Consider the following 24619-nt stretch of genomic DNA (forward strand, 5'->3'; position numbering starts at 1 on the left):
AGGCGCCAGCACGCGGGCAAAGACGCGCAGTTTAGCCTGAGTCCGGGGCCATGACTCGTCCTGAGAGATTTCCTACGGTTTTTGGGGAAGTTCAGTAACCGGTGCCGCCATAGTCGACGGTCGACTCGAAGCCCTCAACCCGCGATATGCCGGTCTCCAGCCGTCCATCCGGGTGCAGGCGCAGCCAGCGATAGCCGGGGGCCTTGTCGTCGAGCTTGAAATCTTCACTGCCCGGCGCGAACTGGATGCAGGTCGAGGGCGATGCCAGCAGGCGCAGCCCCTGATGCTGCTGGTCGAACTCCTGGTGAATATGGCCCCAGAGCAACGCCCGCACTTGGGGAAAACGTTCCAGCACAGCGAACAGCGCCTGTGGATTGCGCAAGCCGATCGGCTCCATCCAGGCACACTGGATGGACACCGGATGGTGATGGAAGCAGACCAGGTGATGGCGATCCGGGGCTTCGCTCAGGGAGCTGGCCAGCAACTGCAACTGCCCTTCCTCCAGAAACCCCGGCACCGAGCCCGGTACGGCAGAGTCGAGCAGCGTCACGCGCCAGTTGCCGATATCCACCACCGGCTGCAGCAAGTCGCTGTCGCCAGCCGCCAGGGCCATTTCGCGCAGCTCATCGTGGTTGCCGGGAAACCATCGGGCCGGCGCCGGAATATGTGCGCTCATCTGGCGAAAGCGCTGGTAGGACTCCAGCGTACCGTCCTGGGAAAGATCGCCACTGGCCAGTACCAGGTCGATATGCGGCTGCTCGGCCAGGACACAGTCGATCACCCGTTGCAGACTGTCGCGGGTATTCATCCCCAACAGCGTACCGTCCGCCTCGGCGAACAGATGGCTATCGGACAGCTGGATCAACAGCACCGAATCCGTGGTGGTCGATTGAGTGGCTACGCTCGACAAGGCGCTCTCCCGGGATTGCTGGCTGGACAGGTTTTAACCGATTCGTTCAAACCGCGTTGCGCGCAATTATGGTCAGGGAACTTGCAAAGAGGAAATGGCTGAAACGGGCACAGTTCACATTTAGCCAGATACAACCTAACGCACGGCCTCGAATTCATGGCCGCAAGCCAGGCAGTGGCTCAGCCACTCGCCGAGGAACACGTTGAGCTGGGCTTTTTCGTCCGGCTGGTGCATGGCCGCATTCGGGTACGGGTAGATACTGCGGAAACGTCGTGCATGTTCGGCGCTGATCACCTCGGCCATGCGCGCATCGTGGTAGACCTGCACCTGCAACTCCGGCACCGGCAACCACGGCAGGCTATGTTCCTGGCGGACCAGCAGGGTGGTGGTGTAGGGACAATCCTGCAACACCTCCAGGGCGAGTACGCCCAGCATCTGGTCGCCCTGGGTCACGGCAATCCGGCGGGCACGCTGCTGGTCGCGCATTTCGGGCAGCAATCGCATCAGCCGGGCATAGTTCGCCTCGCAGGCGGCCTGCAGCCCGGCCAGGTCGACCCGATAACGCTCGCGCAACAGACTCAAGACCATAAGCCCCTCACTTCGGTGCGATTCAAGGCCAGCCATTGCAGGGCGATGATCGAAGCCGCATTGATGATCCGCCCATCGCGCACGGCCTGCAGCGCATCATCGAAAGACCAGACCGTTGCCCGGATGTCCTCGCTCTCCTCTACCAGTCCGTACAGGCCGCCGGCCCCCTCGGTCTGGCAACGCCCCAGATAGAGGTGAACGAATTCGTTGCTACCGCCAGGCGACGGAAAGTACCGGGTGATCGGCCAGAGCGCCTGCAGTTCGAGATCAGCTTCCTCCTGCGCCTCGCGATGAGCAACCTCTTCCGGCTGCTCGTCCTTGTCGATCAGACCGGCAACCAGCTCGACCATCCAGGGGTTCTCGGTCTTGCCCATCGCACCGACCCGGAACTGCTCCAGCAGTACTACCTCATCACGCCGCGCATCGTAAGGCAGGACACACACCGCATCATGGCGCACGAACACCTCGCGATTGATCTCCTTGCCCATGCCGCCGGCGAAAAGCTCGTGGCGCAGGTGCAGGCGATCGAGCCGGTAGAACCCCTTGAAGCAGTTCTCCCGCCGGATGATCTCGACGTTCGTCGGAGTGGACTTGCTGATGTCGGTCATGCTGATCCTCTTTGCTGTAACGGCGAGGCTCCTCCTCGACTTCGCGCCATCCTAACGCGCCAATGCCCGCCGGTGCAGCCACTTTCCCATCGCCGGGATAGACGGCTGCCCCTGAAACCTACTCTAATTAGCGTAGTGGCGAACCGACCACGCCGCTGACAGTCAAAGCACGATCTCCCTGGCCTACCTTTCGCTGACGAAGGACGTACATGTCGTTTTTAAAAATCGCCTCGCTGACCTGCATCGCCCTGACCCTGGGCGCCTGCCAGAGCCTGCTCCAACCCGCCACGCAGAAACCGCTGGAGTTCAAGCGCGATGCCTGGGAACAGGTCAAGCCAGGCTGCAACGACCCGGACTGCCCGCTGGTGAACATCGACATCCTGCACTTCCCGAGCGAACCGCAACTGGACAGCCTGATCGAGCGGCGCCTGTTGCAAATGCCGCCCGCCGCACCCGGGGCGCCGCAGCCGACATCGCTAAAGAACTACCAGGACCAGTTCCTCGCCACCGCCGCCAGCCGTCAGGCCAGCTACCTGCAGTCGAAGGTACTCGAACAGCATGACGGCTTGGTGATCATCGAGCTGATCAGCTACCTGGACAACGGCACTCCCCAGGGCACGCCGGAGCGCAGCTACATCAACTGGTCCCGCGCGGACCACAAGGCCCTGGCCCTGCAGGACATGCTGCTACCGGGCCAGGAAGAGGCGTTCTGGAAACTGGTCAAGGTCGCCCACAACAGCTGGCAGATCAACAACCGGGCGGACCAGGACTTCATCCGCACCTGGCCCTTCCAGAAAACCCCAAACGTCGCCCTGACCAGCGACGGTGTAATGCTCAAGTACAACGTGACGACCATCGCCCCCTACGCCCTGGGCGTGATCGAGCTGAAGATCGACTACTCGCGCCTCAACGGCATTCTCAAGCCCGAGCGGTTCCCTGCCCATAAGTGAAGAGTTTGCCCAGCAGGCACTGCAACAGCCCTGCCAGCAACAGCGACGGCAGGGTTGCTCCGAGTTCGGGATAGAGGTTGGCCAACAGGTGGTAGGTGCCGATGCCGCCCAGCCAGGCCAGCAGGGCCGGCCAGCGCAAGGCTGACGGCGACACCCGGACACCTCGGCGGCGCAGAATGAAATGGTCGGCCAGCACCACACCGAACAGCGGCGCGAACACCGAACCGATCAGCAGCAGGAAGTTCTGGTACTGCGCCAGTGGCGCAAAGCAGGCGATCAGGGTGCAGAGCACGCCAATGGCAAGCGCCAGCCATTCGACTTTCAATGGCAACAGAATCCCACTGGAAACCGCCGCCGAGTGGATATCGGCAAAGGCGTTCTCCGACTCGTCGAGCAGGATCAGCAGCAACGGAATCCCCAACCCGGCCCCCGCCAGGGCCAGCAGGAGGGCATTGACCTCGCCGCTTGGCGCGAAGGCCAGGGTGTAGGCCACGCCAAGGCTCATCAGCCAGAGGTTGCCGATAAAGAAGCCCAACGCGGTGCCGCCGAAGACGCTCTGGGCACGCTTGCCGAATCGCGAGTAGTCGGCGATCAGCGGCAGCCACGACAACGGCATGGCAATCGCAATATCGAAACCCACGGCAAACGCCATCGAGCCATCGCCGGTCTGGCCCCACAGTACCGCGAGGTCGGCCCGGGCGAAGAGATTCCAGGTCAGCCACAGGCAGGCCGCCAACAACAGCCAGATACCCCACTTGCGCAGGATCTGGCGCACGAACGTCAGCGGCCCGCTGATCGCCAGCAAGGTCGCCAGCGCACCGAACAGCAGGGTCCAGAGCAACGGGCTGACCAGCGCACTGCCCTCGCCGAAGGCTCGGGTGGCGAGCAGGCTGGCGGCATCGCGCATGACGATGATTTCGAACGCACCCCAGCCCACCAGTTGCAGCAGGTTGAGGATCGCCGGGAGCCCCGCGCCGTACCGGCCGAGGCTCAGTTTCAGCGCCGCCATGGAAGCCAGGCCGGTATCGCTGCCGATCACCCCGACCGCTGCCAGCAGCAGCACGCCGACTGCCGTGCCGAGCAGGATCGCCAGCAATGAGCCGGACAGCCCCAGCCCCGGCGCCAGCAGGGCACCGGTCTGCAGCACCATCAGGCCGATGCCGAGGGAGAACCATAGGGAAAACAGGTCGCGCGCGCCGAACACGCGCTTGTCGAGCGGGACGGCGACATCGGGGGAATAGGTGCCGGGAGTTTTCAAGGGTGTCATCTCAAGAGAAGCGCAAATGTAAACGGACCTGTGGCGAGCGGGCTGGCCCGCGTTCGACTGCGACGCAGTCGTAAAAACGGACAACCCGGCGTATCTGATACACCGGGCTGCCTGGTTTCAGGGGCGCTTCACGCCCCAGCGCGGCGGTGCGGCGATCCGACAAGCCCGCTCGCCACAGGGGTCCGGCTCAGGTCAGACCTTCTGGTACAACTGGCTACCCTCGCGCCTGAAGCGCTCGGCCTGCTCCGCCATGCCTTGGGCAGCATCCACGTCAACCGCCTCGATCCGCTGGTTGGCCGCGTATTCACGGACTTCCTGGGTGATCTTCATCGAGCAGAACTTCGGCCCGCACATGGAGCAGAAATGCGCGACCTTGGCCGAATCCTTCGGCAGGGTTTCGTCGTGGAACGCCCGCGCGGTGTCCGGGTCCAGGCCCAGGTTGAACTGGTCTTCCCAACGGAACTCGAAGCGCGCCTTGCTCAAGGCGTTGTCGCGGATCTGCGCGCCTGGATGGCCCTTGGCGAGGTCTGCCGCATGGGCTGCGATCTTGTAGGTGATGATCCCGGTCTTCACGTCATCCTTGTTCGGCAGGCCCAGGTGCTCCTTGGGCGTGACGTAGCAGAGCATGGCGCACCCGAACCAGCCGATCATCGCCGCGCCAATGCCGGAGGTGATGTGGTCGTAGCCTGGCGCGATGTCGGTGGTCAGCGGGCCGAGGGTGTAGAACGGCGCCTCGTCGCAGCACTCCAGCTGCTTGTCCATGTTCTCCTTGATCAACTGCATCGGCACGTGGCCCGGGCCTTCGATCATGCACTGCACGTCGTGCTTCCAGGCAATCTTGGTCAATTCGCCCAGGGTTTCCAACTCGCCGAACTGCGCTTCGTCGTTGGCGTCGGCAATCGACCCCGGACGCAGGCCGTCGCCCAGCGAGAAGCTGACGTCGTAGGCCTTCATGATTTCGCAGATTTCGTCGAAGTGGGTGTAGAGGAAGTTTTCCTTATGATGCGCCAGGCACCACTTGGCCATGATCGAGCCGCCACGGGAAACGATCCCGGTAACCCGCTTGGCCGTCAGCGGCACATAGCGCAGCAGCACGCCGGCGTGAATGGTGAAGTAGTCGACGCCCTGCTCGGCCTGTTCGATCAGGGTGTCGCGAAACAGCTCCCAGGTCAGGTCCTCGGCCACCCCGTTGACCTTCTCCAGCGCCTGGTAGATCGGCACGGTGCCGATCGGTACCGGCGAGTTGCGGATGATCCACTCGCGGGTTTCGTGGATGTGCTTGCCGGTGGACAGGTCCATGACCGTGTCAGAACCCCAGCGGATGCCCCAGGTCAGCTTGGCCACTTCTTCCTCGATAGATGAACCCAGGGCGCTGTTACCGATGTTGCCGTTGATCTTCACCAGGAAGTTGCGGCCGATGATCATCGGCTCCAGCTCCACGTGGTTGATGTTCGCCGGAATGATCGCCCGGCCGCGGGCAATTTCCTCGCGGACGAATTCGGGAGTGATCTCCTTCGGAATGCTCGCGCCGAAACTGTGGCCACCGTGTTGCTGCTTGAGCAGCCCGGCCGCGCGGGCTTCCTGCAGCTTGAGGTTTTCGCGGATGGCAACGTATTCCATCTCGGCGGTGATGATGCCCTGCCGGGCATAGTGCATCTGGGTGACGTTGGCCCCGGCCTTGGCCCGGCGCGGATTGTTGACGTGGGCGAAACGCAGCTTGGTCAGCTCCGGGTCGGCCAGGCGCTGCTGGCCGAAGTTCGAACTCAGGCCGGCCAGGCGCTCGGTGTCGCCGCGGCTGTCGATCCACGGCGAGCGGACATCGGCCAGGCCCTGGCGCACGTCGATGGTCACGTTCGGATCGGTGTAGGGGCCGGAAGTATCGTAGACCAGCACCGGCGCGTTGATCTCGCCGCCGAAGTCGGTCGGGGTCACGTCGAGGCTGATTTCGCGCATCGGCACGCGGATATCCGGACGCGAGCCCTGGACGTAGATTTTTTGCGAGCGGGGAAAGGGTTGCACCGACTGCTCGTCGACCTTGGCCGAATCGCTGAGGTTCGCGGCGTCTTTTAATCTTGTACTCATCACGGGCTCTCCAGACTGCATCCAGGTGGATTGTCGGGACGAACCTGAATTGCACGGACGCACCATGAGCGGCGCTGTGCCTTGCCCGGACGAACGTTGTTCGATTGTCGAACAACACCCCGGACGCAGCACAAGAGGACTCGCCGGGAGACGAGCAATCTTGTTCCCTACGCAGGCGCTAACCTGATCAGGTTCAACGGGATCCGGAATTATCCGATCTCAGCCTCATAGCAAGGCACCCCGACAAGAACGCGCCGAGTGTAGACCAAGACTGCGACAGAACGCCACCACCCTCGCCTTCGTCTGGATAAATGGCCGATATGCAGGATTGTTGCGAAACCCGGCGGCAACTACACTCGCCTACGGCTTGACGCTGCACATCGCGCGCATTAGCCTCGGCCCCGAATTACAACCGTAATATTCATTCCAAGGATCGCCTCATGCTGCGCAAACTATCACTGGCCCTGGCCGTGTCTTGTGCGACCAACGGACTGGTCTGGGCAGCTGAAGCGCCCTTGTCGACCAGGACCGACCTGGTCAGCGTCTACCAGGAAGCCCTGGACAACAACGCCGACCTGGCCGCCGCCCGCGCCGACTACGACGCACGCAAGGAAGTCGTGCCCCAGGCCCGCGCCGGCCTGCTGCCGAACCTCTCGGCCAGCGCCAGCAGCAACAACGTCCACACCTCGATTGATCGCCCTTCGGCGACCACCAGCCGCAGTGCCAATGTCTACCAGGCGACCCTGAGCCAGCCGATCTTCCGCGCCGACCGCTGGTTCCAGCTCCAGGCCGCCAAGGACGTCAACGAACAGGCTGCGCTGCAACTCTCGGCCACCGAACAGAACCTGATCCTGCAGAGCGCCGAAAGCTACTTCGCCGTGCTGCGTGCCCAGGACACCCTGGCCTCGACCAAGGCCGAGGAAGCAGCCTTCAAGCGCCAGCTGGACCAATCCAACGAACGCTTCGACGTCGGCCTGTCGGACAAGACCGACGTCCTGCAATCCCAGGCCAGCTACGACACCTCGCGGGCCAACCGCATCGTCGCGCAACGCCAGGTCGAGGACGCGTTCGAAGCGCTGATCACCCTGACCAACCGCCAGTACAACTCGATCCAGGGCATCGTCCACACCCTGCCGGTGCTGGCTCCGACGCCGAATGATGCCAAGGCCTGGGTCGATACCGCCGCCAGGCAGAACCTGAACCTGCTGGCGAGCAACTACGCGGTCAGCGCCGCCGAGGAAACCCTCAAGCAGCGCAAGGCCGGCCACGCGCCGACCCTCGACGCTGTCGCCCAGTACCAGGCCGGCGACAACGACGGCTTCGGCCTGACCAACCCCAATACCCTGGGGCAGAACTATGGCGGCCCGGTGAAACAGACCACCGTCGGCCTGCAACTGAACATCCCGCTCTACAGCGGCGGCCTGACCAGCTCACAGGTGCGCGAATCCTATTCGCGGCTGAGCCAGACCGAACAGCAGCGTGAGGCCCTGCGCCGGCAGGTGGTGGAGAACACCCGCAACCTGCATCGCGCGGTCAACACCGACGTGGAACAGGTTCAGGCCCGCAAGCAGTCGATCATCTCCAACCAGAGTGCACTGGAGGCGACCGAGATCGGTTATCAGGTGGGAACACGCAATATCGTCGACGTACTCGACGCCCAGCGCCAGCTGTACACCTCGGTCCGCGACTACAACAACACCCGCTACGACTACATCCTCGACAACCTGCGCCTGAAACAGGCGGCGGGAACCTTGAGCCCGGAAGACCTGAGCGCCCTGGCGCGCTACCTGAAGGCCGACTACAACCCGGACAAGGACTTCCTGCCACCGGATCTGGCGAAAGCCGCGGCGGCCAACCTCAAGGCGCCATCGGAGCGCTGACAGCGGCTGGGGGAACACAGACCGTGGGAGCAGGATTCATCCGCGAAAGGGCCCTCAAGGCCGCTAGAAAACTCCGCGGATAAACCGGGGCGCCGGCTCCCACAGCAGAGAGCCGTCAGCGTGTCTCAGACAGTAAACGCCCAAGCCCATCCAACAGCCGTTTCAAGGCACCTTGGTTGGCCTGCATCACCTTCAGGCCCGCCTCGCCCATCCGGCGCGCATCCTGCGGCAATTCGAACAGGCGCCGCACCGCCACCGCCAGGCCTTCGGCATCATCGACTTCCTGCAAGGCACCGGCGTCGCGCATCAGCGCGGCGATTTCGAGGAAGTTGAACAGGTGCGGCCCACTCAGGACCGGCTTGCACAGGGCCGCCGGCTCCAGCACGTTGTGCCCGCCATTGGGTACCAGGCTGCCGCCGACGAAGGCGCTGTCGGCCAACGCATAGAGAAACAGCAACTCGCCCATGGTGTCGCCGAGCAACACCGAATCCTGCGCCCCCACCGGCTCAGCGGTCGAGCGCCGGACCGTGGTGAAACCTTGCTGGCGGCAGAGTTCGAAGACGCTGTTGAACCGTTCGGGATGCCGCGGCACCAGGATCAGCAAGGCATCCGGGTAATTGCCGAGCAATTGCCGGTGCGCTGCCAGGACCACCTCGTCCTCGCCTTCATGGGTACTCGCGGCAATCCACACCGGGCGCTGCCGGGCCTGCCACTGCTCACGCAGTTCGGCGGCGCGCGCCAGCAATTGCGGGTCGATGCTCAGGTCGAACTTGATCGAACCAGTGACCTCTACGGTCTCGGGCCGTGCGCCCAGTTGCCGGAAGCGTTCGGCCTCGGCCTCGGTCTGTACCGCGATCAGGCTCATTTCCTCCAGCATCGGCCGGGTCAGCCGGGCGAAACGCGCATACCCCTTGGCCGAGCGCGCCGACAGCCGCGCATTGGCCAGCGCCACCGGGATTCCTCGCCGGGCACACTGATGGATGTGGTTGGGCCACAGTTCGGTTTCCATGATCACCGCGAGCCGAGGGCGTACGGTGTCGAGGAAACGCGCCGCTGCCCAAGGCAGATCGTAGGGCAGGTAGCAATGCTGGATCCGCGGTTCATTGGCGAACAGCGCCTGGATCCGCTCCGAGCCGGTGGGCGTCATGCAGGTCACGGTAATCGGTAACCCGGGATACTGCGCCAGCAGCGCCCGGATCATCGGTGCGGCGGCAATGCTCTCGCCCACCGAGACGGCGTGCACCCAGATTCCGTCCGGGCGCATTGGCGGCAGGCCGCGGGCAAAACGTTCGGCGATCCGCCGGGCATAGGCCGGCGCCTTGCGCGCCCGCAGCCACAGACGCACCGCCACCAATGGCAGCCCCAGATGAAACAGCAAGGTGTAGAGAGTTCTATTCATGGCGGCGGAGTTTACTGTGTTTTCAGCCGATCGCCTGCAAGTGTTCGGCAAAACGCTCCGCCAGCCAACGTCCCGCCGGCCCCAGTGGATCGTCGCGGCGCCAGACCAGTTCGACCACCAGCGCAGGTGGCGTCCACTCGCTCGCCAATTCGACCATCTGCCCCTGGTACGTCGGATACTGCACCACGTGACGCGGCAGCCAGGCCCAGCCCAGGCCGCGAATCAACCATTCGGCCATGACGTAGAAACTGTCGGCACGCCACACCTGCGGGCTGGCCGCCTCGCTGCCGGGATAGACACTCGACTGCGTCGACATCAGCAACTGCCGATGCTGCGCCAGTTGCTGGCAATTGACCTTCGCCAGCGCCGCCATGGGATGACCGACACCGCATACCGTGACCATTTCGATGCTGCCCAGCACCCGCCGCTCCAGGGCCTCGGGAATCTGGTCGTGGTAGAACAGCAATCCCAGGTCGGCCCGCCGCTCCACCAGCTTGCGCGCCACATCGCCCTGGGCCGCGCTGGTCAGTTGCACCTCAAGGCTGGGGAAGCGATTGGCCAACGCCTCCAGGCTGTCGACCACCGACTGATAGGGCATCGCTTCATCCTGCGCCAGGCGCAGGCAGGCCTCCTGGCCGCGCACCAGGGCCAGGGCTCGACCGTTGAGGCGCTCGCACTGGCGTAGCACCTCACGCGCCTCCTCCAGCAGCGACTCACCCGCCTCCGTCAGCCGCGGCTGGCGCCCGCTGCTACGCTCGAACAGCAGCACGCCGAGGTCGTCCTCGAGCAAAGCAATCGCCGAACTGATCGCCGATTGCGCCTTGCGCTGATGCCGGGCTACTGCAGAAAACGAACGCTGCTCGGCGACGCTGACGAACAGACGCAACTGTTCCAGGTTCCATTGCATGTCGAAACCAACCTATCTTCATTACAGATAGGTAATGACTTTACCCCATCTGACCAATGGCTAAAATGCCCACCTCATCAGCAGGCCAAAGACCGGGGAGACCATTTCATGAACGCCTACTACTATCTCGCCATCGCCATTTGCGCCGAAGTCATCGCCACCGTGTCCATGAAAGCGGTCAAGGGCCTTAGCACGCCGCTACCGCTGACGTTGATCATCGCCGGTTACGCCACGGCTTTCTGGATGCTGACCCTGGTGGTACGCACCGTGCCGGTGGGCGTGGCCTACGCGGTCTGGGCTGGCATGGGCATCGTGATGGTCAGCGTGGCCGCGCTGTTCCTCTACGGCCAGAAACTGGATATGCCGGCCATGCTCGGCATGGCGCTGATCGTCCTGGGCGTGGTGGTGATCCAACTGTTCTCGAAAACCGCCGGGCATTGACGGCGGGCCGTCGACGCCTCCCCTGAACCTGTATACTGCGGCCTTAGTCAGAACAACCGAGGTCGCTGCATGCCATCCGCTATTTCCACCGATGTCCTGATTGTCGGCGCCGGCGTCGCCGGTCTCTGGCTGAATGCGCGCCTGCGCCGCCAGGGCTTTTCGACGGTGTTGGTGGAGAGCGCCAGCCTCGGCGGTGGCCAGAGCGTGAAGTCCCAGGGCATCATCCATGGCGGTGCCAAGTATGCGCTGCACGGTGCACTCACCGGCGCCTCGGAAGCCATCGCGGACATGCCGCGGCGCTGGCGCGAGGCCCTGGCTGGCAACGGCGAACTCGACCTGTCCGGCGTGCGCCTGCTGTCCGAGGCACACTACCTCTGGTCCCCCGGGACCCTGGCCGGCAACCTCACCAGCTTCTTCGCCAGCAAGGCCGTACGTGGCCGGGTCGACCAGGTCAAGGGCGAGCAATTGCCACTCGCGCTGCAGAACCCACGTTTCAAGGGCAAGGTCTACCGCCTGGCCGAATTGGTGGTCGATGTTCCCAGCCTGATCGAGCGCCTGGCCGAGCTGGCCGGCGACGGCCTGCTGGCCGGACAGAAAATCGAACCGCTGCGAGAAAACGATCAACTGGTTGGCCTGCGCGTCGATGAGCGCGAGATCCGCGCCCAGCGCATCGTCCTCAGTGCCGGTGCCGGCAATGCCGAACTGCTCACCGCCCTTGGCTTGAGCCAACCGGCCATGCAGACACGGCCACTGCACATGGTGCTGGTCAAGGGGCCAAGCCTCAAGCCGTTGTACGCCCACTGCCTGGGCGGCGGACCCAAGCCACGGATCACCGTGACGACCCACCCGGCGGCCGATGGCCAGTGGGTCTGGTACCTTGGCGGTGATATTGCCGAGGCCGAAGGCGTGGCACGTGACAGCGACCAGCAGATTGCCGAGGCACGCAAGGAAATCGGCAACCTGCTGCCGTGGATCGACCTGAGCCAAAGCCGCTGGGCCACCTTGCGGGTCGATCGCGCCGAACCCCGGCAATCGGGCCTGACCCGCCCGGACAACGCCTTCCTCGCCGAAGAGGGACGCCTGCTGGTCGGCTGGCCAACCAAGCTGGCGCTGGCACCGGACTTCGCTGATCGGGTGCTCGCCAGCCTGCAGCGCGACGGTATCCAGCCTAGCCATCCATCCCCGCTGCCCGAACTGCCGCGCCCGGCCATCACCCAAACCGCCTGGGAGCAACTGCTGCCATGAGCCTGCCCACCCTGCACGAACTGCATCGCCCGCTGGGCAGCACCGGCCTGAACGTTTCGCCACTGGGCCTGGGCACCGTCAAGCTGGGCCGCGACCAGGGCGTCAAATACCCCAGCGGCTTCCAGATTCCCGACGACGACGAGGCGCGCCAGTTGCTCAAGCTGACCCGCGACCTGGGGATCAACCTGATCGACACCGCGCCGGCCTACGGCCGTAGTGAGGAGCGACTCGGCCCGTTGCTGCGCGGGCAACGTCATGAATGGGTGATCGTCAGCAAGGTCGGCGAGGAATTCGAGGCTGGCCAATCGCGCCACGACTTCAGCGCCGGGCATACGCGGCTCTCCGTGGAGCGCAGCCTGCAACGCCTGGAAACCGATTTCATCGACCTGGTGCTGGTGCACTCCGACGGCAACGACCTGGCGATCCTTGAACAGAGCGATGTCTACCAGACACTCGCCGAGCTCAAGCGCGAAGGCAAGATCCGCGCGTTCGGTTTTTCCGGGAAAACCGTCGAGGGCGGCCTGAAGGCTCTGGAACAGGGCGACTGCGCGATGATCACCTACAATCTGAACGAACAGGCCGAACGACCGGTCATTGATTATGCGGCTGCCCATGGCAAGGCGATTCTGGTAAAAAAGGCCCTGGCCAGCGGTCACGCCTGCCTGAGTCCTGGCGTCGACCCGGTACGCGCCAGTTTCGAGTTGCTGTTTGAACACCCCGGCGTGGCCAGTGCTATCGTCGGTACCATCAATCCGCTGCACCTCGCCCATAACGTTGCAACCGTAGCCCGGGTCATTCGCCAGAACTGATGCCGCCCACGCGGCCGACCCCGACGCAAGAAGGAGCCGACATGCCGCGAACACTGATCAGAAAGAACCCCAGCAACTTCAAGACCCTGCCCCTGTTCGTCGAAGCGACTCCCGAAGGCCTGAGCTACCAGAGCGTCGGGATGCCGCTGAACTTCGCGCAGATCCTGCACAAGCGCAAGCCGGTGGCTGTCGCCGACGCCGGGCGCTTTGCCCTGGAGCTGGCCAACCTCGGGGTTTCGGTACGACTCACCCTGCACTGGCAGAACCGCGACTACTGGGTGCTGGTCCGTCAACGCCGCCAGGACCGCGGCGACGTGGTGCTCAAGCTGATTTCCGGTTACGTCCCGGCCCAGGAACTGAACCTGCCACTGCACACCGCCATCCAGGAAATCGCCGAGGAATGCCTGCTGGAAACACCGGAGGGCTGGCTGACCGGGCGCTTCAACGACACCTGGCTGCCGGCCCCCTACTCCGCCGCGCTGCATTATCGCGAGGCCCTGCCGTTTCGCCTGACGCCGCTGTCGGGGTCGGCACTGCCCGTGCGCTGCGGCGTGCAACAACTGATGGAGCGACCACGGGCCTATGTACACCTGCCCACCGCGTCGCTGCAACTGATCTATGACCTGCGACTGGACGTGCCCAGGGAAGCGAAGTCCCTGAGCCTGTTTCATGTCGACGAACGGCTGGAAAACGATGAACTGGTGGCGAGACTGGACCGCTCCCGCCCCGACCTGTACCTGATGCCCCTGAAGGACGGCCAGCCCTGTGCCGAACTGTATACCTTGAAAAAGGATCAGTTGATTGCGGCCAGCACACGTGGCCTGTACCTGGCGGAAAGCTTCGCCCGCCAGGACGGCTGGCTGGTGCGCGATGAGCGGGTTCGCTGGAAGGACTGGGTCCGCCAACAAGGCCTGGAAGAACCGGAAAAGGATTCGAAGCTCAAGCGTCTGACCGGCAGGGCACGGCAGATCCTGCGCAAGATCGTACCGGCCAAGGCCGGGCACTGACAGCAAGCAGGCCGGCGTCTACAGGATAAGACTGGAGACGCCGCCAGCTATCAGTTGCTGCGGATCTTCTCGACGATCGCCGTGGTCGAGCTGTTTTCCACCAACCCCAGCACTTTCACCGTGCCGCCATAGGCCTTGACGATGTCGGCGCCGACCACCTGGTCGATACCGTAGTCACCGCCCTTGACCAGCACATCGGGCCTGACCTGGGCCAGCAGGTTTTCCGGCGTACCCTCCGGGAAACTGATCACCCAGTCCACCGCGCCGAGACCGGCCAGGACCGCCATGCGCCGGTCGACGCTGTTGATCGGCCGGCCAGGGCCTTTCAGGCGGCTGACCGAGGCGTCGTCGTTGATCGCGACGATCAGCCGATCACCCTGGGCCCGTGCCTGCTCCAGGTAGGTCACATGGCCAGCATGGAGAATGTCGAAACAGCCGTTGGTGAAGACGATCTTCTCGTTGTGCGCGCGGGCGTCATCCACGGCCAGCAGCAACTGCTCAAGCCCCAGCACACCGCGCTCGGAGCCTTCTTCACGCTGGATCGCACGACGCAGTTCCGGAGCACTGATGGCCGCTGTCCCCAGCTTGCCAACGACAATGCCCGCCGCCAGGTTGGCAAGGGCCACCGCATGAGGCAACTCCTCGCCCGCGGCAATCGCCGCCGCCAGAGTGGAAATCACCGTGTCGCCGGCACCGGTCACATCGAATACTTCACGGGCCCGGGCCGGCAGGTGCAAGGCCGGATGATCGGGACGCAGCAGGGTCATGCCGTGCTCGCCACGGGTGACCAGCAAGGCCCCCAGGTCGAGGTCCTGCATGAGCTGCGCGCCCTTGGCGACCAGTTCGTGCTCGTCCGCACAACCGCCGACGATGGTTTCGAACTCGCTGAGGTTCGGCGTGATCAGGCTGGCTCCGCGGTAAATCGAGAAGTCCCTGCCCTTGGGATCGGCCAGTACGGGAATGCCCCGCGCACGCGCCGCCTGGATCAGCGCCTGGTGGTTCTTCAGTGCACCCTTGCCGTAGTCGGACAGCACCAGCACCTTGATGCCTTCGAGCAGGCCATCCACCTCGGCGCCCAGTGCCAGGGCGTCTGTGGCGAACGGCTCTTCGAAATCGATACGCAGCAGTTGCTGGTGACGGCTCATGACCCGCAGTTTGACGATGGTCGGCTGGTGCGCGATGCGCTGGAACAAGGCCCGCACGCCTGCGCCCTTGAGACTGTTGCTCAGGCTGTCGGCAGCTTCATCGTCGCCGGTGACACCCACCAGGGACGCCGGCGCACCCAGCGCGGCAATGTTCAGGGCAACGTTGGCAGCACCGCCCGGGCGGTCTTCGATCTGCTCGACCTTGACTACCGGCACCGGCGCCTCAGGGGAAATCCGTGAGGTACCACCATGCCAGTAACGGTCGAGCATGACATCGCCGACCACCAAGACAGGGGCTTGATCGAATCGCGGCATGGACAACTTCATGGAGCAACCCACATACAAAATGAACAGGGGCGCGATATTAACACAGGGTTGCGGCTGGCTAGCCTATGGCTTCAAGTGAGTGGCTTCGCCCGTGGCAATTGAACGTTTATTGACCAGGAAGTCCAGCAGGAGCTGGGTCGAAGCCTCCAGCGTCATCGATGTGGTATCGACTTCGCAATCGGCATCCAGCGGCACCTCATAAGGGCTGTCGAGACCGGTGAAATCCTTGATCTGCCCGGCCAGGGCCGCTTTGTACAAGCCCTTGGGGTCGCGTCGGGAGCAGACGTCGAACGGCGTGCTGACATAGACACAGGAAAACTCCCGGGGCTTGAACAATGAACGGGCCAGGTCGCGATCGGCACGAAACGGCGAGATCGCCGAGACGATCACGATCAATCCGGCATCGACCATCAGGCGGGCCACTTCGGACACCCGCCGGATATTCTCCTTGCGAGCCTTCGCGGACATGCCCAGGTCGCTGCACAAGCCGTTGCGTACGTTATCGCCGTCAAGCAGGAAGGTATGCAGGCCAAGCTGATTGAGCCGCAGCTCAAGGGCATTGGCCAGGGTCGACTTGCCGGCGCCCGACAACCCGGTAAGCCATATGCAGGATGGGCGCTGGTGCTTGATCGCCGCCCGCTCGACCGTGGAGAGCGCCAGGGTGTAAGGGCGGATCTGCGGTTTTTCCAGAGGAATGGTTGCCAGTCTATTCATAGCCCAGTAGCTCATAGTCTCGCTGGTAGACGCGGCGAATCAGTCGGCGGGTTCTTACTGAACAGAACTCCCTCACTGGCTCCGAGCGGCGCTGGCGTGAATGGTTGAGGTGAGGCAGGCCCGATGAGACTCCGATGCGCTCGCAGACGGATTGAAAGTCCTGCTCCAGATGTTCCTGGCGACCGATGAAATCCAAGCCCACATGCCCAAGCGAACCGACGAGAAAATCCGTCTGGGGAGCGAAGTGCAGTTGCTTCCTGATGTTCTCGGGGTGCAGCCAGCGATAGACGAAATCATCAAAATCGCGATAGGCACTCACCAGGTTCTGCGCCGACATATCCCGTCGGCACGGCTCGTTTCCCTTCAGGAAGGCGAAAGCCGAGTAGGCACGCTCCAGGGGCTCGCGCACGAAGGCAAACTTGAAGCTGTTAGCATACTGTTCGGGAAAATGATGTTCATACCAATGCAGCGGCAGGTGCCCAGGATGCCAACCGCCAAACAATGCGCCACACACGCTGCTACCCGCACATTTGGGAACGTGAATAAACAGACAGGCATGCTCGGTGAACAAGTCGGGAAACTGAACATTGCCGGACATGACCTTATTGACGACCTGGCGGTCAACGATGGACAGGCGCCCCAGCAGGAATTCTCGCTGAGCCTTGGGCATCAGCTTCCATAGGTAACGTTGCAACATTCCAGTACCTGCGCGGAAGGGATGGCCCTTCCGTTGATATCAATGATTCGTTGCCGAACCATAACAATCTCGGGTACCAGGAAGTATTTAGCGATGGTCAAGCTGGGTAAATATTTAGATACAAACCTCCAGCGCATTGCACGCCGGAGCTGCCCGGGAGCGACAGGTCGCTCCCGACACCCTGACTCAGGCGATTCCAGCCGGAAGCGACTCGTCCAGCCCCATGGCATGCAGCCGTGCGTAAAAGCCATTTTTTTCCAGCAACTGCGAATGGGTGCCACGTTCGACGATACGTCCCTGGTCCATCACCAGAATCAGGTCAGCCTTCTCGATGGTCGACAGGCGATGAGCGATCACCAACGTGGTGCGTCCCTTCATGACTTTGTCCAGCGCGGCCTGGATATGTCTTTCGGATTCGGTATCGAGTGCTGACGTGGCCTCGTCGAGAATCAACAGCGGCGCGTTCTTGAGCAGGGCCCGGGCAATCGCCAGCCGCTGACGTTGCCCACCCGACAGCAGGACGCCATTCTCACCGACCTGGGTATCCAGCCCCTTGGGCAACTGATCGATGAAATCCTTGGCGTAGGCATCGCACACGGCCTTCTCGATATCCTCGCGAGGCGCGCCCGCCAGGTCACCATAGGCGATATTGTTGGTCACCGTGTCACTGAACAGCGTGACATGCTGGGTCACCTGGGCAATATGCCGACGCAGGTTAAGCAGGCGGTAGTCTTCGACCTCGACCCCATCCAGGAGGATCTCGCCCTGCTCATGGTGATAGAAGCGCGGAATGAGGCTGGCCAAGGTCGACTTGCCGCTACCTGAGCGCCCCACCAGGGCAACCATCTGGCCCGGTTCGACACTGAACGAAATGTCGTCCAGCACCAGGCGGTCGGTTCCCGGATAGGTAAAGCTCAGATTGCGCACATCCAGCCGACCCTCGATCTTGTCCCGCTCGATGGTACCGTGATCGATCTCCGGGGCGACGTCCAACTGCTCGAAGATGCTCTCGGCACCCGCCACGCCTTTCTGGATGGTCGAACTGACCTCCGACAGTTGCCGGATCGGTTTTGGCAGCAAACCCGCCAGGGTGATGTAGGCCACCATGTCGCCTGCCGACGCATCGCCGCGCAGGTACAGTACCAGGAACATCAGCACTGCCATCGCAACGTAGATCACCAACTGCAGCATCGGTGTATAGATCGCACCGGTACGCGTCATGCGCAACTGCTTGTCGGTGTTGCTCTGGCTGGCATTCAGGAAGCGCTTCTGCTCGTAGGTCTCGCCCCCAAAACTGCGTACGACGCGATAACCCTGGATGGTTTCGGAAGCCACATGGGTCACATCGCCCATCGCGACCTGGATTTTCTTGCTCTGCTTGCGAAACTTCTTGCTCGCGGTGCGAACCATCACCGCAATCAACGGCAGGATAGCGACCATGACCAGCGTCAGGCGCCAGTTCATGAACAGCAACGAGACGAACAGGAAAATCACCGTCATGCCCTCACGAACCACGACCTTGATCGCATCCGTCGCGGCGCCGGTCACCATGGTCACGTTGAAAGTGATACGTGAAATCAGATGGCCGGAGTTGTGCTGGTCGAAATACCGGTTTGGCAGGGTCAGCAGGTTGTTGAACAACTGAACCCGCAAATCATGGACCAGCCCAAGGGATACCTTGGCCAACAGGTAGTTACCCAGGTAAGAACCCAGGCCCTGCCAGGCGGCAATCAGGATGATCAGCAGCGGCACGGCCTGCAGCAATTGCAGGTCACGCAGATAAGGCACGTTGGGGAACAGCGCGGCTTCAGGATTGGACAGGCCATCGACAAAGTACTTGAGGATGTAACCCAGCATTGGCTGCGTCGAAGCGAAAATCAGGAAACCGACGATACTGAGCGAGAACAGGCCTATATAGGGCCGTACATAGCTCAGGAGGCGGAAGTAGACTTTCAAGCTCGACGGGCTTGCAGAGAGACTGGAGTCGGTCATGTCACGCGGCGGTAATTGAAAAAGGAGGCTGACTTTAGCACAGCTTCTCTGTTGTACTGACTGCCGCTTGGCTCAAGGTCCCCGCCGTCCCGGTGGACGACATTGAATAGCCAGTACGTTAGTATGGCCTTTCATCTTTCGGAAAGATTTTTCAGCATGCAATTCAGTGGCTTGAATAACGCCTCCAATCGAGTTTTCGATTTCATCTGTCTCTGGCTGTTGCCCCTAGGCTACCTGTTGCTGCTAAGCGACATGTTCTTTCTGCCGGGTCGCAGCGTGCACCACAAGATCTACTATGCGCTGTTCAGTGCACCAGCCCTGGTCGCCCTGCTCCTACGCCCCCGGGAACTCAAGGAACTGATCCGTGAACCGCTGTTCATCGCCATCACGGCCTTCGTCCTGTGGACCATACTCAGCCTGCTCTGGAGCCCACCAGTAGCAGGCGCCTGGGGCGACACCAAGCCGCCTTTGCACACCCTGATGCTCTTCATCGGTTGCACCCTGCTGGTGCGCTATCGCCCGGACAGCCTGCAGCCACTGATTTTCAGCGCGGCCATCATCGGCCTCGGCGCGACCCTGTACAACCTTTACATATTCTGGAAAACCCATACGCCGGAGCAGCGCATGGTGGGTGCCGGGGCCTTCGACAATCCGCTGCTCAGCTCCCATGTCTTCGGCTTCTTCTGCGTCTACTGGATGAGCCTGAGCATGCTCTGCAAACGCCCGCAGACGTTGCTGCTGAGCCTGCCTGCTCTACTGGTCATGTTCTGTGCCGTTCTCGCCACCGGCTCTCGAACCCCCCTGGTTGCACTTACCCTGGCGGCCCTGTGGCTGAGTTTCATCTGCTGGAACCGCCGTTCGGTGCTGGTTCTGGGAACGATGCTGGCATGTGGCGTTGTGGTATTCAGCTTCTTTTCCGAAATGCTTTTCGAACGTGGCAATTCGTTCCGCTTCGAACTGTGGCGCATGACCCTGGAGCAGATCGCTTTCCACCCTTGGATCGGACACGGCTATAACGCCGAACTGAGCATTGATCCAGGAACCGGTTACAACTTGAGCGAACCCCACAACTTTGCCTTGGGCGTGTTCTTCTATGCCGGGATAATCGGTTTCCTGCCATGGATCTTCATGCTTGGCTGGGGCTTGCTGAGTAGTTGGCAGCAACGCGTACAACCGCTCTTCATACTGGCATCCAGCTGGCTGGTATTCGGCATAGGTGCTGGGCTTACCGAAGGGGGGGGAACGCTGTCACGGCCCAAGGAACACTGGTACCTGCTTTGGGTGCCCCTGGCACTGATTCTCGCCCTGACCGTCGCACGCCGTACTCGGCGCCTGCTGGACAGACCCGTTCGACAGCTGGATGCGAGCGAACTCACTGAACTGACCCGCGGGGCCCGAACCATCGAAGAGGATGGCCTGGGTCCAAAAGTCTTGTGTTTGCAAAACGGAGAGTACCTGAAGCTATTTCGACGTCGTCGCGTCTATAGCTCCGGGAGCTTCAACCCGCAATCGGCACGCTTTGCGACGAATAGCGAGCGCCTGCGTGGCATGGGCATTCCGACGCCAGGGATTATCGATCTTTATCATCTCAAGGATGGTGGCACCGCCGTACACTATCAGCCACTACCAGGCCAGACGCTCCGCCAAGTATTGCAATCGATGGGGTCGGCAGCGGTACGCGAGGCCTTGGTCGAGCGCTTCGGCAGGTTTCTTGGGCAACTGCACGAAGGGGGCGTTTATTTCCGCTCGCTGCATATGGGCAACGTCCTGCTGCTGGAGAGCGGCGAGTTTGGCCTGATCGATCTCGCCGATCTGCGAGTCTATCCCTCGCCCCTGAGGCAATCACTGCGACAGCGCAACCTGCGGCATATGCAGCGCTACCAGGAGGACCGCGGCTGGCTCTTCGAAGAACAGTTGCCCGCACTGCTCAAGGGGTACGCCGCGACGGCCTCGGCCCGATCAGCCTCCTCGCTACGCAAGGAAGCACAACTGCTGACCCAGACAGCGAGGGCCTGATGGACATTGGTCGCAGCATCCAGAGGGTGCCGCGACCGTTTGTGGAATGTCAGTTGCGACGTTGCGTGGCATATTCGAGAAAACTGTCGATATCGTCGCTGCACAGCTTGTCTGCCAAACCGTACAGCTCCTCTTGCGGCCAGTCCCACCAGGCACTGGCCAGCAATGCCTGACGCTGCTCCTCGGGAAAACGCCAGCGCAGGAAGCGAGCCGGATTCCCCCCCACGACTGCATAAGGCTCCACGTCCCGGGTCACCAGGGCGCCCGCCGCAACGATCGCACCTGTCCCCACCGTCACACCAGACAACAATGTGCAGTTGGAGCACAACCACACGTCGTTGCCAATCGTGACGTCGCCATGAGTACCGCTGTATTCACCGATATGCGCAGCCTGCGACACCATGGCCGGAAACGGAAAGGTCGTCACCCAGTCGGCACGATGATGTCCACCAAGAAAAATCTGTACCCCTTCGGCAATGGAGCAGTAGGCGCCGATGTTCAGGGTCGAACCTTCCTTCCAGTCATGGACCAGGGGCAGCCCATAGCTTCCCCGGCCAAAACCATAACCGGGATAGCGCTGCTTGAAACGAACCGCCCCACGCTCGATCTTCGGCAGCTTGCGGATCGCCCGCTTGGCCCGTTTTTCGAGAAACCGCTGAATCCAGCCCATGCCTCACGCTCCGTTCAGCTTTTTTCCAGCGGGGAAAAATACAACCGGCCCAGAGCCTTCCAGGTTTTCCCTGTCCAGGCCTTGAACGGAATCTGTGCCAACAATTCGCGAGCCAACTTGCGGTCACGGTTGGAGGTTTTCAGGAACATCGAGTTTAGAAACTTGTAGCGCACCTGATCATACAGCGGATGATCGTTGAACAACGCATAGGTGCGCAGGATGCTGTCGATCATGAACCGGTGATTCTTGTAGGAGTTGGTGGCGTGCTTGCGATAGCGCGCCATCAACACGCCAAGACCATCGATGAAGTAACCGGCATGGGTGATCTTCAGTTCGATCAGCAGATCCTCGAGACGAATCTGCGGGTCGAACCCGCCGACCTCATCCAGCGCCTCGCGGCGGATAAGCAAGGTGGGAGCAGGAGGATAAGGCTTGCGCTCAAGGAACATGTCGTCGAAATCCAGCCGGCGGAACGGCACGTCACGGCGCTGGCGTTTCTCCGGAAAGAGGTTGCCCTCGGAGTCGATCAACTCGATGTTGCCCGCACAGATCCCGACCTCGGGCTTGCCATCCATGTGCGCGACCTGAACCGCAATACGCTCGGGCAGCATGATGTCATCGGAACCGAACGGAGCGATCAGGCTGCCATGGGAACGCGCAATGGCACCGTTGAGCGTATTGGTCAGGCCCTGGTTTTGCTGGACCTGGAAGTCGAAACCATGTTCGGCCTGAAGACGGCGAATACGTTCGACACTGTCATCGGTGGAACCATCATCGACCACTAGCAGTTCGATATTCGGATAGGTCTGGTTGAGCACGCTGAGAATGCTCTGCTCAATGTAGGGGCCGTGGTTGTACGAGGCGATGATCACCGTCACCAGGGGCTGGGCGTCTGTCATGGATGTTCCTTACCAGCCTGGGCCAGGCCTGATTCAATCAAGTCCAGGTATTGCTGACGGAATACCTCGATGTCGTGTTGATCCTGCAGATAGCGGTAGCTCTGCTCTCCCTTGGCTCGCAGGGCGTCATCCGACAGACCGAGGTAGTTGTCCAGGGCTGCTGCCAGCGAAGGCACATTGGCCGGCTCCACAGCCAGGCCACCTGCCCCCTGGATCAATGGCAGCATGGCCGGGACGCTGGACGCGATGACCGGCAGGTGCCCGCTCATGCCCTCCAGCAGAGCCAGGCCCAGACCCTCGGCGAGCGAAGGCATGGTCCAGATATCGAATGCGCGGACATACTGCAGGGCGTTCTCGCGAAAACCGAGCAAGTGGGCACGGCCATCAAGGCCAAGGCGATTGATCTCCTGCCGCAAACGTTCTTCTTCACGCCCCGCACCGATGATCACCAACTGGGCATCAGGATACTTGTCCTTGAGTGATGCAAATGCCTGCAGAAGGTAAGTGTGTCCCTTGACCGGTACCAGTCGGCCCAGTGCACCGACCAGGCGTGCCGAAGGCGACAGCCCGAGAAGCTCTCTTGCCTGCTCCCGCGAGTGCTGCAAGCCCTCGGCCTGCGGGATATCAATCGCGTTGGTGATCGCGTAGGTATTGGCGTCGGTGAAGCCGCAACGACAATCCAGCAGGTACTGTTTCACGGCAGGCGAAACGCCTACGAAGCGCCAGCGCTTGTCGATCAAGCCCTGGGTTTGCCTACGTCGATAGAGACGATCGTACTCGCCAAAACCATGGGAGATACCGATACACAGGGGGATTTTCAGCCAGCGGTTGAGCTGCAGCAGCATGTTCACCGGTTTGAAGCGATTGCATACCACCACATCGAATTTCTCCCTACGGCAGAATTTGTACAACTGCCACATTGCCTTGAGGCGCATGCCCTTGAGGGAACTGTCGGAGAACTCGAAATATACCGAGTGGTCAGCCCGGCTCACAGGCTCACCCTGACCGGGACGCCCACGCAGGAACGCCGCCGTGACCTCGAAGCGCTCGACAGGCAGGGCCTTGACGATCTGTTCGGCCAGGTCGGCGAAGTCGTGCGACTTGACGTTATAGTCCGGCTGCAGTTGCAGGACCTTGAAGCGTTGACTCATAAATCTCCCCGCTGAAACCCTGTCGCATCGATGGTCCACGCCGATTCCCGTGCCAGCAGCCGGATTTGCCCGGGGTCGGCTTCAGGTAGCCTGGACCACTCATTGCGCTTCCAGCACACAAAGTGAAAATACGGAAAGGAGCGCTCGCCATCGCGGTCATTGGTCAGGCGCCCATTGCGCCAGTACCAGCGACTCGGAAAATCACAGGTCCCATCATGCCATTTGATCACGCCGCCTGGCGTGCTGAAACACTCTGTGAACTCACTGCGCCGCCGCCAGGGATTGAACTTGCCTACCAGATTGAACAGAAGTTTGGGAAAGTTCTTGCGCCAGAGGAAAATACGGCTGAATGCGCCCTCATCCAGCGCATGATGTTCATGATCGGTAAAACGCTCTTTCCAGTTCTTCATCTGCATGAAGACCTCACGCTTGCGCGCGGTATTGCGCATCAGGCACAAATGCCCAGCGACCCGTCGTTCGTGAGTGGAAAACATATCGTAACCGGCCAGCCGCTCAGTGGTGAAATACTCACGCAAGTTGCCATAAACCAGGTCGATGTCGCCGAACGCCCAGAAATCATAACCTTGCAGGCGATCAGCATGGATATAGCCCAGGGCCGGCTTGATATCGCAGAGTTTGTAGGCAGCCTTGGGGGCGAAATCAATCTCCAGCCGACCCGATACCAACTGACAGTAATCTCCGAAACTCATGCTCTCGATGGTCACGTTGGCGGGAGTATCTTCCGGTACGCCACAATCACTGAACAGCAGCCAGTCAACATCTGGATTGTGCCGGCAACTTTCCAGAAAGAACGGCATCCAGAACGGCCAACGCCCAAAGTAGGGAATAATAAAAAGAATACGTGGGGTCGGACGGCTCATTGGCAACTCACTGTAGGCATCGGGGGCTCAAGGG

The 24619-nt window shown here is 61.9% G+C and carries 22 protein-coding genes and 1 riboswitch; of the genes, 7 read left to right on the top strand and 15 right to left on the bottom strand.

Annotated features, from left to right (window positions below; all coding sequences use genetic code 11):
• Positions 1 to 91 precede the first annotated feature (91 nt).
• From cpdA to AC6I6U_RS00740, 3 genes are all read right to left on the bottom strand, one after another.
• Positions 92 to 910: a 3',5'-cyclic-AMP phosphodiesterase gene (gene cpdA, locus AC6I6U_RS00730; RefSeq protein WP_497880184.1), complete on the bottom strand. Its 819-nt coding sequence runs from the start codon at positions 908 to 910 to the stop codon at positions 92 to 94.
• Positions 911 to 1045: 135 nt separating this feature from the next.
• On the bottom strand, positions 1046 to 1498 hold the full coding sequence (locus tag AC6I6U_RS00735) for a DUF1249 domain-containing protein (protein ID WP_497880185.1): 453 nt from the start codon (positions 1496 to 1498) through the stop codon (positions 1046 to 1048).
• Positions 1489 to 2106 carry an NUDIX domain-containing protein gene (locus AC6I6U_RS00740; RefSeq protein WP_497880186.1) on the bottom strand — a complete coding sequence of 206 codons (618 nt, stop codon included), beginning with the start codon at positions 2104 to 2106 and terminating at the stop codon, positions 1489 to 1491. Before AC6I6U_RS00740 ends, AC6I6U_RS00735 begins: the two co-directional genes overlap by 10 nt.
• Before the next feature lie 209 nt (positions 2107 to 2315).
• Between AC6I6U_RS00740 and AC6I6U_RS00745 the strand changes: the two genes are divergently transcribed.
• Entirely contained in the window at positions 2316 to 3056 is a 741-nt protein-coding gene (locus tag AC6I6U_RS00745; protein WP_497880187.1) for an RsiV family protein, read from the top strand.
• Here the strand turns inward: AC6I6U_RS00745 and cytX are convergent.
• Positions 3025 to 4323 carry a putative hydroxymethylpyrimidine transporter CytX gene (cytX, locus tag AC6I6U_RS00750; protein WP_497880188.1) on the bottom strand — a complete coding sequence of 433 codons (1299 nt, stop codon included), beginning with the start codon at positions 4321 to 4323 and terminating at the stop codon, positions 3025 to 3027. The two genes, AC6I6U_RS00745 and cytX, sit on opposite strands and share 32 nt — an antisense overlap.
• Positions 4324 to 4515: 192 nt before the next feature.
• Entirely contained in the window at positions 4516 to 6405 is a 1890-nt protein-coding gene (gene thiC, locus AC6I6U_RS00755; protein WP_497880189.1) for a phosphomethylpyrimidine synthase ThiC, read from the bottom strand.
• A 147-nt stretch (positions 6406 to 6552) separates the two neighbouring features.
• A riboswitch (TPP riboswitch) is annotated at positions 6553 to 6658 on the bottom strand.
• A gap of 187 nt (positions 6659 to 6845) precedes the next feature.
• Here thiC and AC6I6U_RS00760 point away from each other — a divergent pair.
• Positions 6846 to 8285: a TolC family outer membrane protein gene (locus tag AC6I6U_RS00760; protein ID WP_497880190.1), complete on the top strand. Its 1440-nt coding sequence runs from the start codon at positions 6846 to 6848 to the stop codon at positions 8283 to 8285.
• 115 nt (positions 8286 to 8400) lie between these two features.
• Here the strand turns inward: AC6I6U_RS00760 and waaA are convergent, their stop codons facing one another.
• Positions 8401 to 9684 (bottom strand): lipid IV(A) 3-deoxy-D-manno-octulosonic acid transferase, encoded by a 1284-nt coding sequence (waaA, locus tag AC6I6U_RS00765; RefSeq protein WP_497880191.1) that lies wholly within the window; start codon positions 9682 to 9684, stop codon positions 8401 to 8403.
• A gap of 22 nt (positions 9685 to 9706) precedes the next feature.
• Positions 9707 to 10591: a LysR family transcriptional regulator gene (locus tag AC6I6U_RS00770; RefSeq protein ID WP_497880192.1), complete on the bottom strand. Its 885-nt coding sequence runs from the start codon at positions 10589 to 10591 to the stop codon at positions 9707 to 9709.
• A gap of 108 nt (positions 10592 to 10699) precedes the next feature.
• On the opposite strand from AC6I6U_RS00770, the gene AC6I6U_RS00775 reads away from it, so the two are divergent.
• The 4 genes from AC6I6U_RS00775 to AC6I6U_RS00790 all read left to right on the top strand — a co-directional run bounded on the left by AC6I6U_RS00775 (position 10700) and on the right by AC6I6U_RS00790 (position 14093).
• Positions 10700 to 11032: a DMT family transporter gene (locus AC6I6U_RS00775; protein ID WP_497880193.1), complete on the top strand. Its 333-nt coding sequence runs from the start codon at positions 10700 to 10702 to the stop codon at positions 11030 to 11032.
• A gap of 69 nt (positions 11033 to 11101) precedes the next feature.
• Positions 11102 to 12277 (top strand): NAD(P)/FAD-dependent oxidoreductase, encoded by a 1176-nt coding sequence (locus AC6I6U_RS00780; RefSeq protein WP_497880194.1) that lies wholly within the window; start codon positions 11102 to 11104, stop codon positions 12275 to 12277.
• On the top strand, positions 12274 to 13086 hold the full coding sequence (locus AC6I6U_RS00785; RefSeq protein ID WP_497880195.1) for an aldo/keto reductase: 813 nt from the start codon (positions 12274 to 12276) through the stop codon (positions 13084 to 13086). The genes AC6I6U_RS00780 and AC6I6U_RS00785 overlap by 4 nt, the downstream gene beginning before the upstream one ends.
• Positions 13087 to 13127: 41 nt before the next feature.
• Positions 13128 to 14093: a metal ABC transporter ATPase gene (locus AC6I6U_RS00790; RefSeq protein ID WP_497880196.1), complete on the top strand. Its 966-nt coding sequence runs from the start codon at positions 13128 to 13130 to the stop codon at positions 14091 to 14093.
• A gap of 50 nt (positions 14094 to 14143) precedes the next feature.
• Here AC6I6U_RS00790 and hldE read toward each other — a convergent pair whose 3' ends face one another.
• The 4 genes from hldE to msbA form a co-directional block, all read right to left on the bottom strand.
• Entirely contained in the window at positions 14144 to 15565 is a 1422-nt protein-coding gene (gene hldE, locus AC6I6U_RS00795; protein WP_497880197.1) for a bifunctional D-glycero-beta-D-manno-heptose-7-phosphate kinase/D-glycero-beta-D-manno-heptose 1-phosphate adenylyltransferase HldE, read from the bottom strand.
• A gap of 63 nt (positions 15566 to 15628) precedes the next feature.
• A complete protein-coding gene (gene cysC / locus AC6I6U_RS00800) occupies positions 15629 to 16279 on the bottom strand; it encodes an adenylyl-sulfate kinase (protein ID WP_497880198.1) in 651 nt (216 codons plus the stop codon).
• Positions 16272 to 16976 carry a sulfotransferase family 2 domain-containing protein gene (locus tag AC6I6U_RS00805; protein WP_497880199.1) on the bottom strand — a complete coding sequence of 235 codons (705 nt, stop codon included), beginning with the start codon at positions 16974 to 16976 and terminating at the stop codon, positions 16272 to 16274. The genes cysC and AC6I6U_RS00805 overlap by 8 nt, the downstream gene beginning before the upstream one ends.
• 186 nt (positions 16977 to 17162) lie before the next feature.
• Entirely contained in the window at positions 17163 to 18968 is a 1806-nt protein-coding gene (msbA, locus tag AC6I6U_RS00810; protein WP_497880200.1) for a lipid A export permease/ATP-binding protein MsbA, read from the bottom strand.
• Between the two features lie 156 nt (positions 18969 to 19124).
• Between msbA and AC6I6U_RS00815 the strand changes: the two genes are divergently transcribed.
• Complete coding sequence (locus tag AC6I6U_RS00815) at positions 19125 to 20984, top strand: O-antigen ligase family protein (RefSeq protein ID WP_497880201.1); 1860 nt, start codon at positions 19125 to 19127, stop codon at positions 20982 to 20984.
• 49 nt (positions 20985 to 21033) lie between these two features.
• On the opposite strand, the gene AC6I6U_RS00820 is transcribed toward AC6I6U_RS00815, so the two are convergent.
• Genes AC6I6U_RS00820 through AC6I6U_RS00835 form a run of 4 tightly spaced genes read right to left on the bottom strand, consistent with a single transcriptional unit; the run spans position 21034 to position 24585 of the window.
• The gene (locus tag AC6I6U_RS00820; RefSeq protein ID WP_497880202.1) at positions 21034 to 21654 is read right to left on the bottom strand and encodes a CatB-related O-acetyltransferase; all 621 of its coding nucleotides are present in this window, start codon (positions 21652 to 21654) and stop codon (positions 21034 to 21036) included.
• Between the two features lie 14 nt (positions 21655 to 21668).
• A complete protein-coding gene (locus AC6I6U_RS00825) occupies positions 21669 to 22553 on the bottom strand; it encodes a glycosyltransferase (RefSeq protein ID WP_497880203.1) in 885 nt (294 codons plus the stop codon).
• Positions 22550 to 23704: a glycosyltransferase family 4 protein gene (locus tag AC6I6U_RS00830; RefSeq protein WP_497880204.1), complete on the bottom strand. Its 1155-nt coding sequence runs from the start codon at positions 23702 to 23704 to the stop codon at positions 22550 to 22552. The genes AC6I6U_RS00825 and AC6I6U_RS00830 overlap by 4 nt, the downstream gene beginning before the upstream one ends.
• Positions 23701 to 24585, bottom strand: coding sequence for a DUF6625 family protein (locus AC6I6U_RS00835; protein ID WP_497880205.1), 885 nt, complete (start codon positions 24583 to 24585; stop codon positions 23701 to 23703). The genes AC6I6U_RS00830 and AC6I6U_RS00835 overlap by 4 nt, the downstream gene beginning before the upstream one ends.
• Positions 24586 to 24619 lie beyond the last annotated feature (34 nt).

This window comes from Pseudomonas sp. UTLPPB19802, from assembly GCF_059730225.1.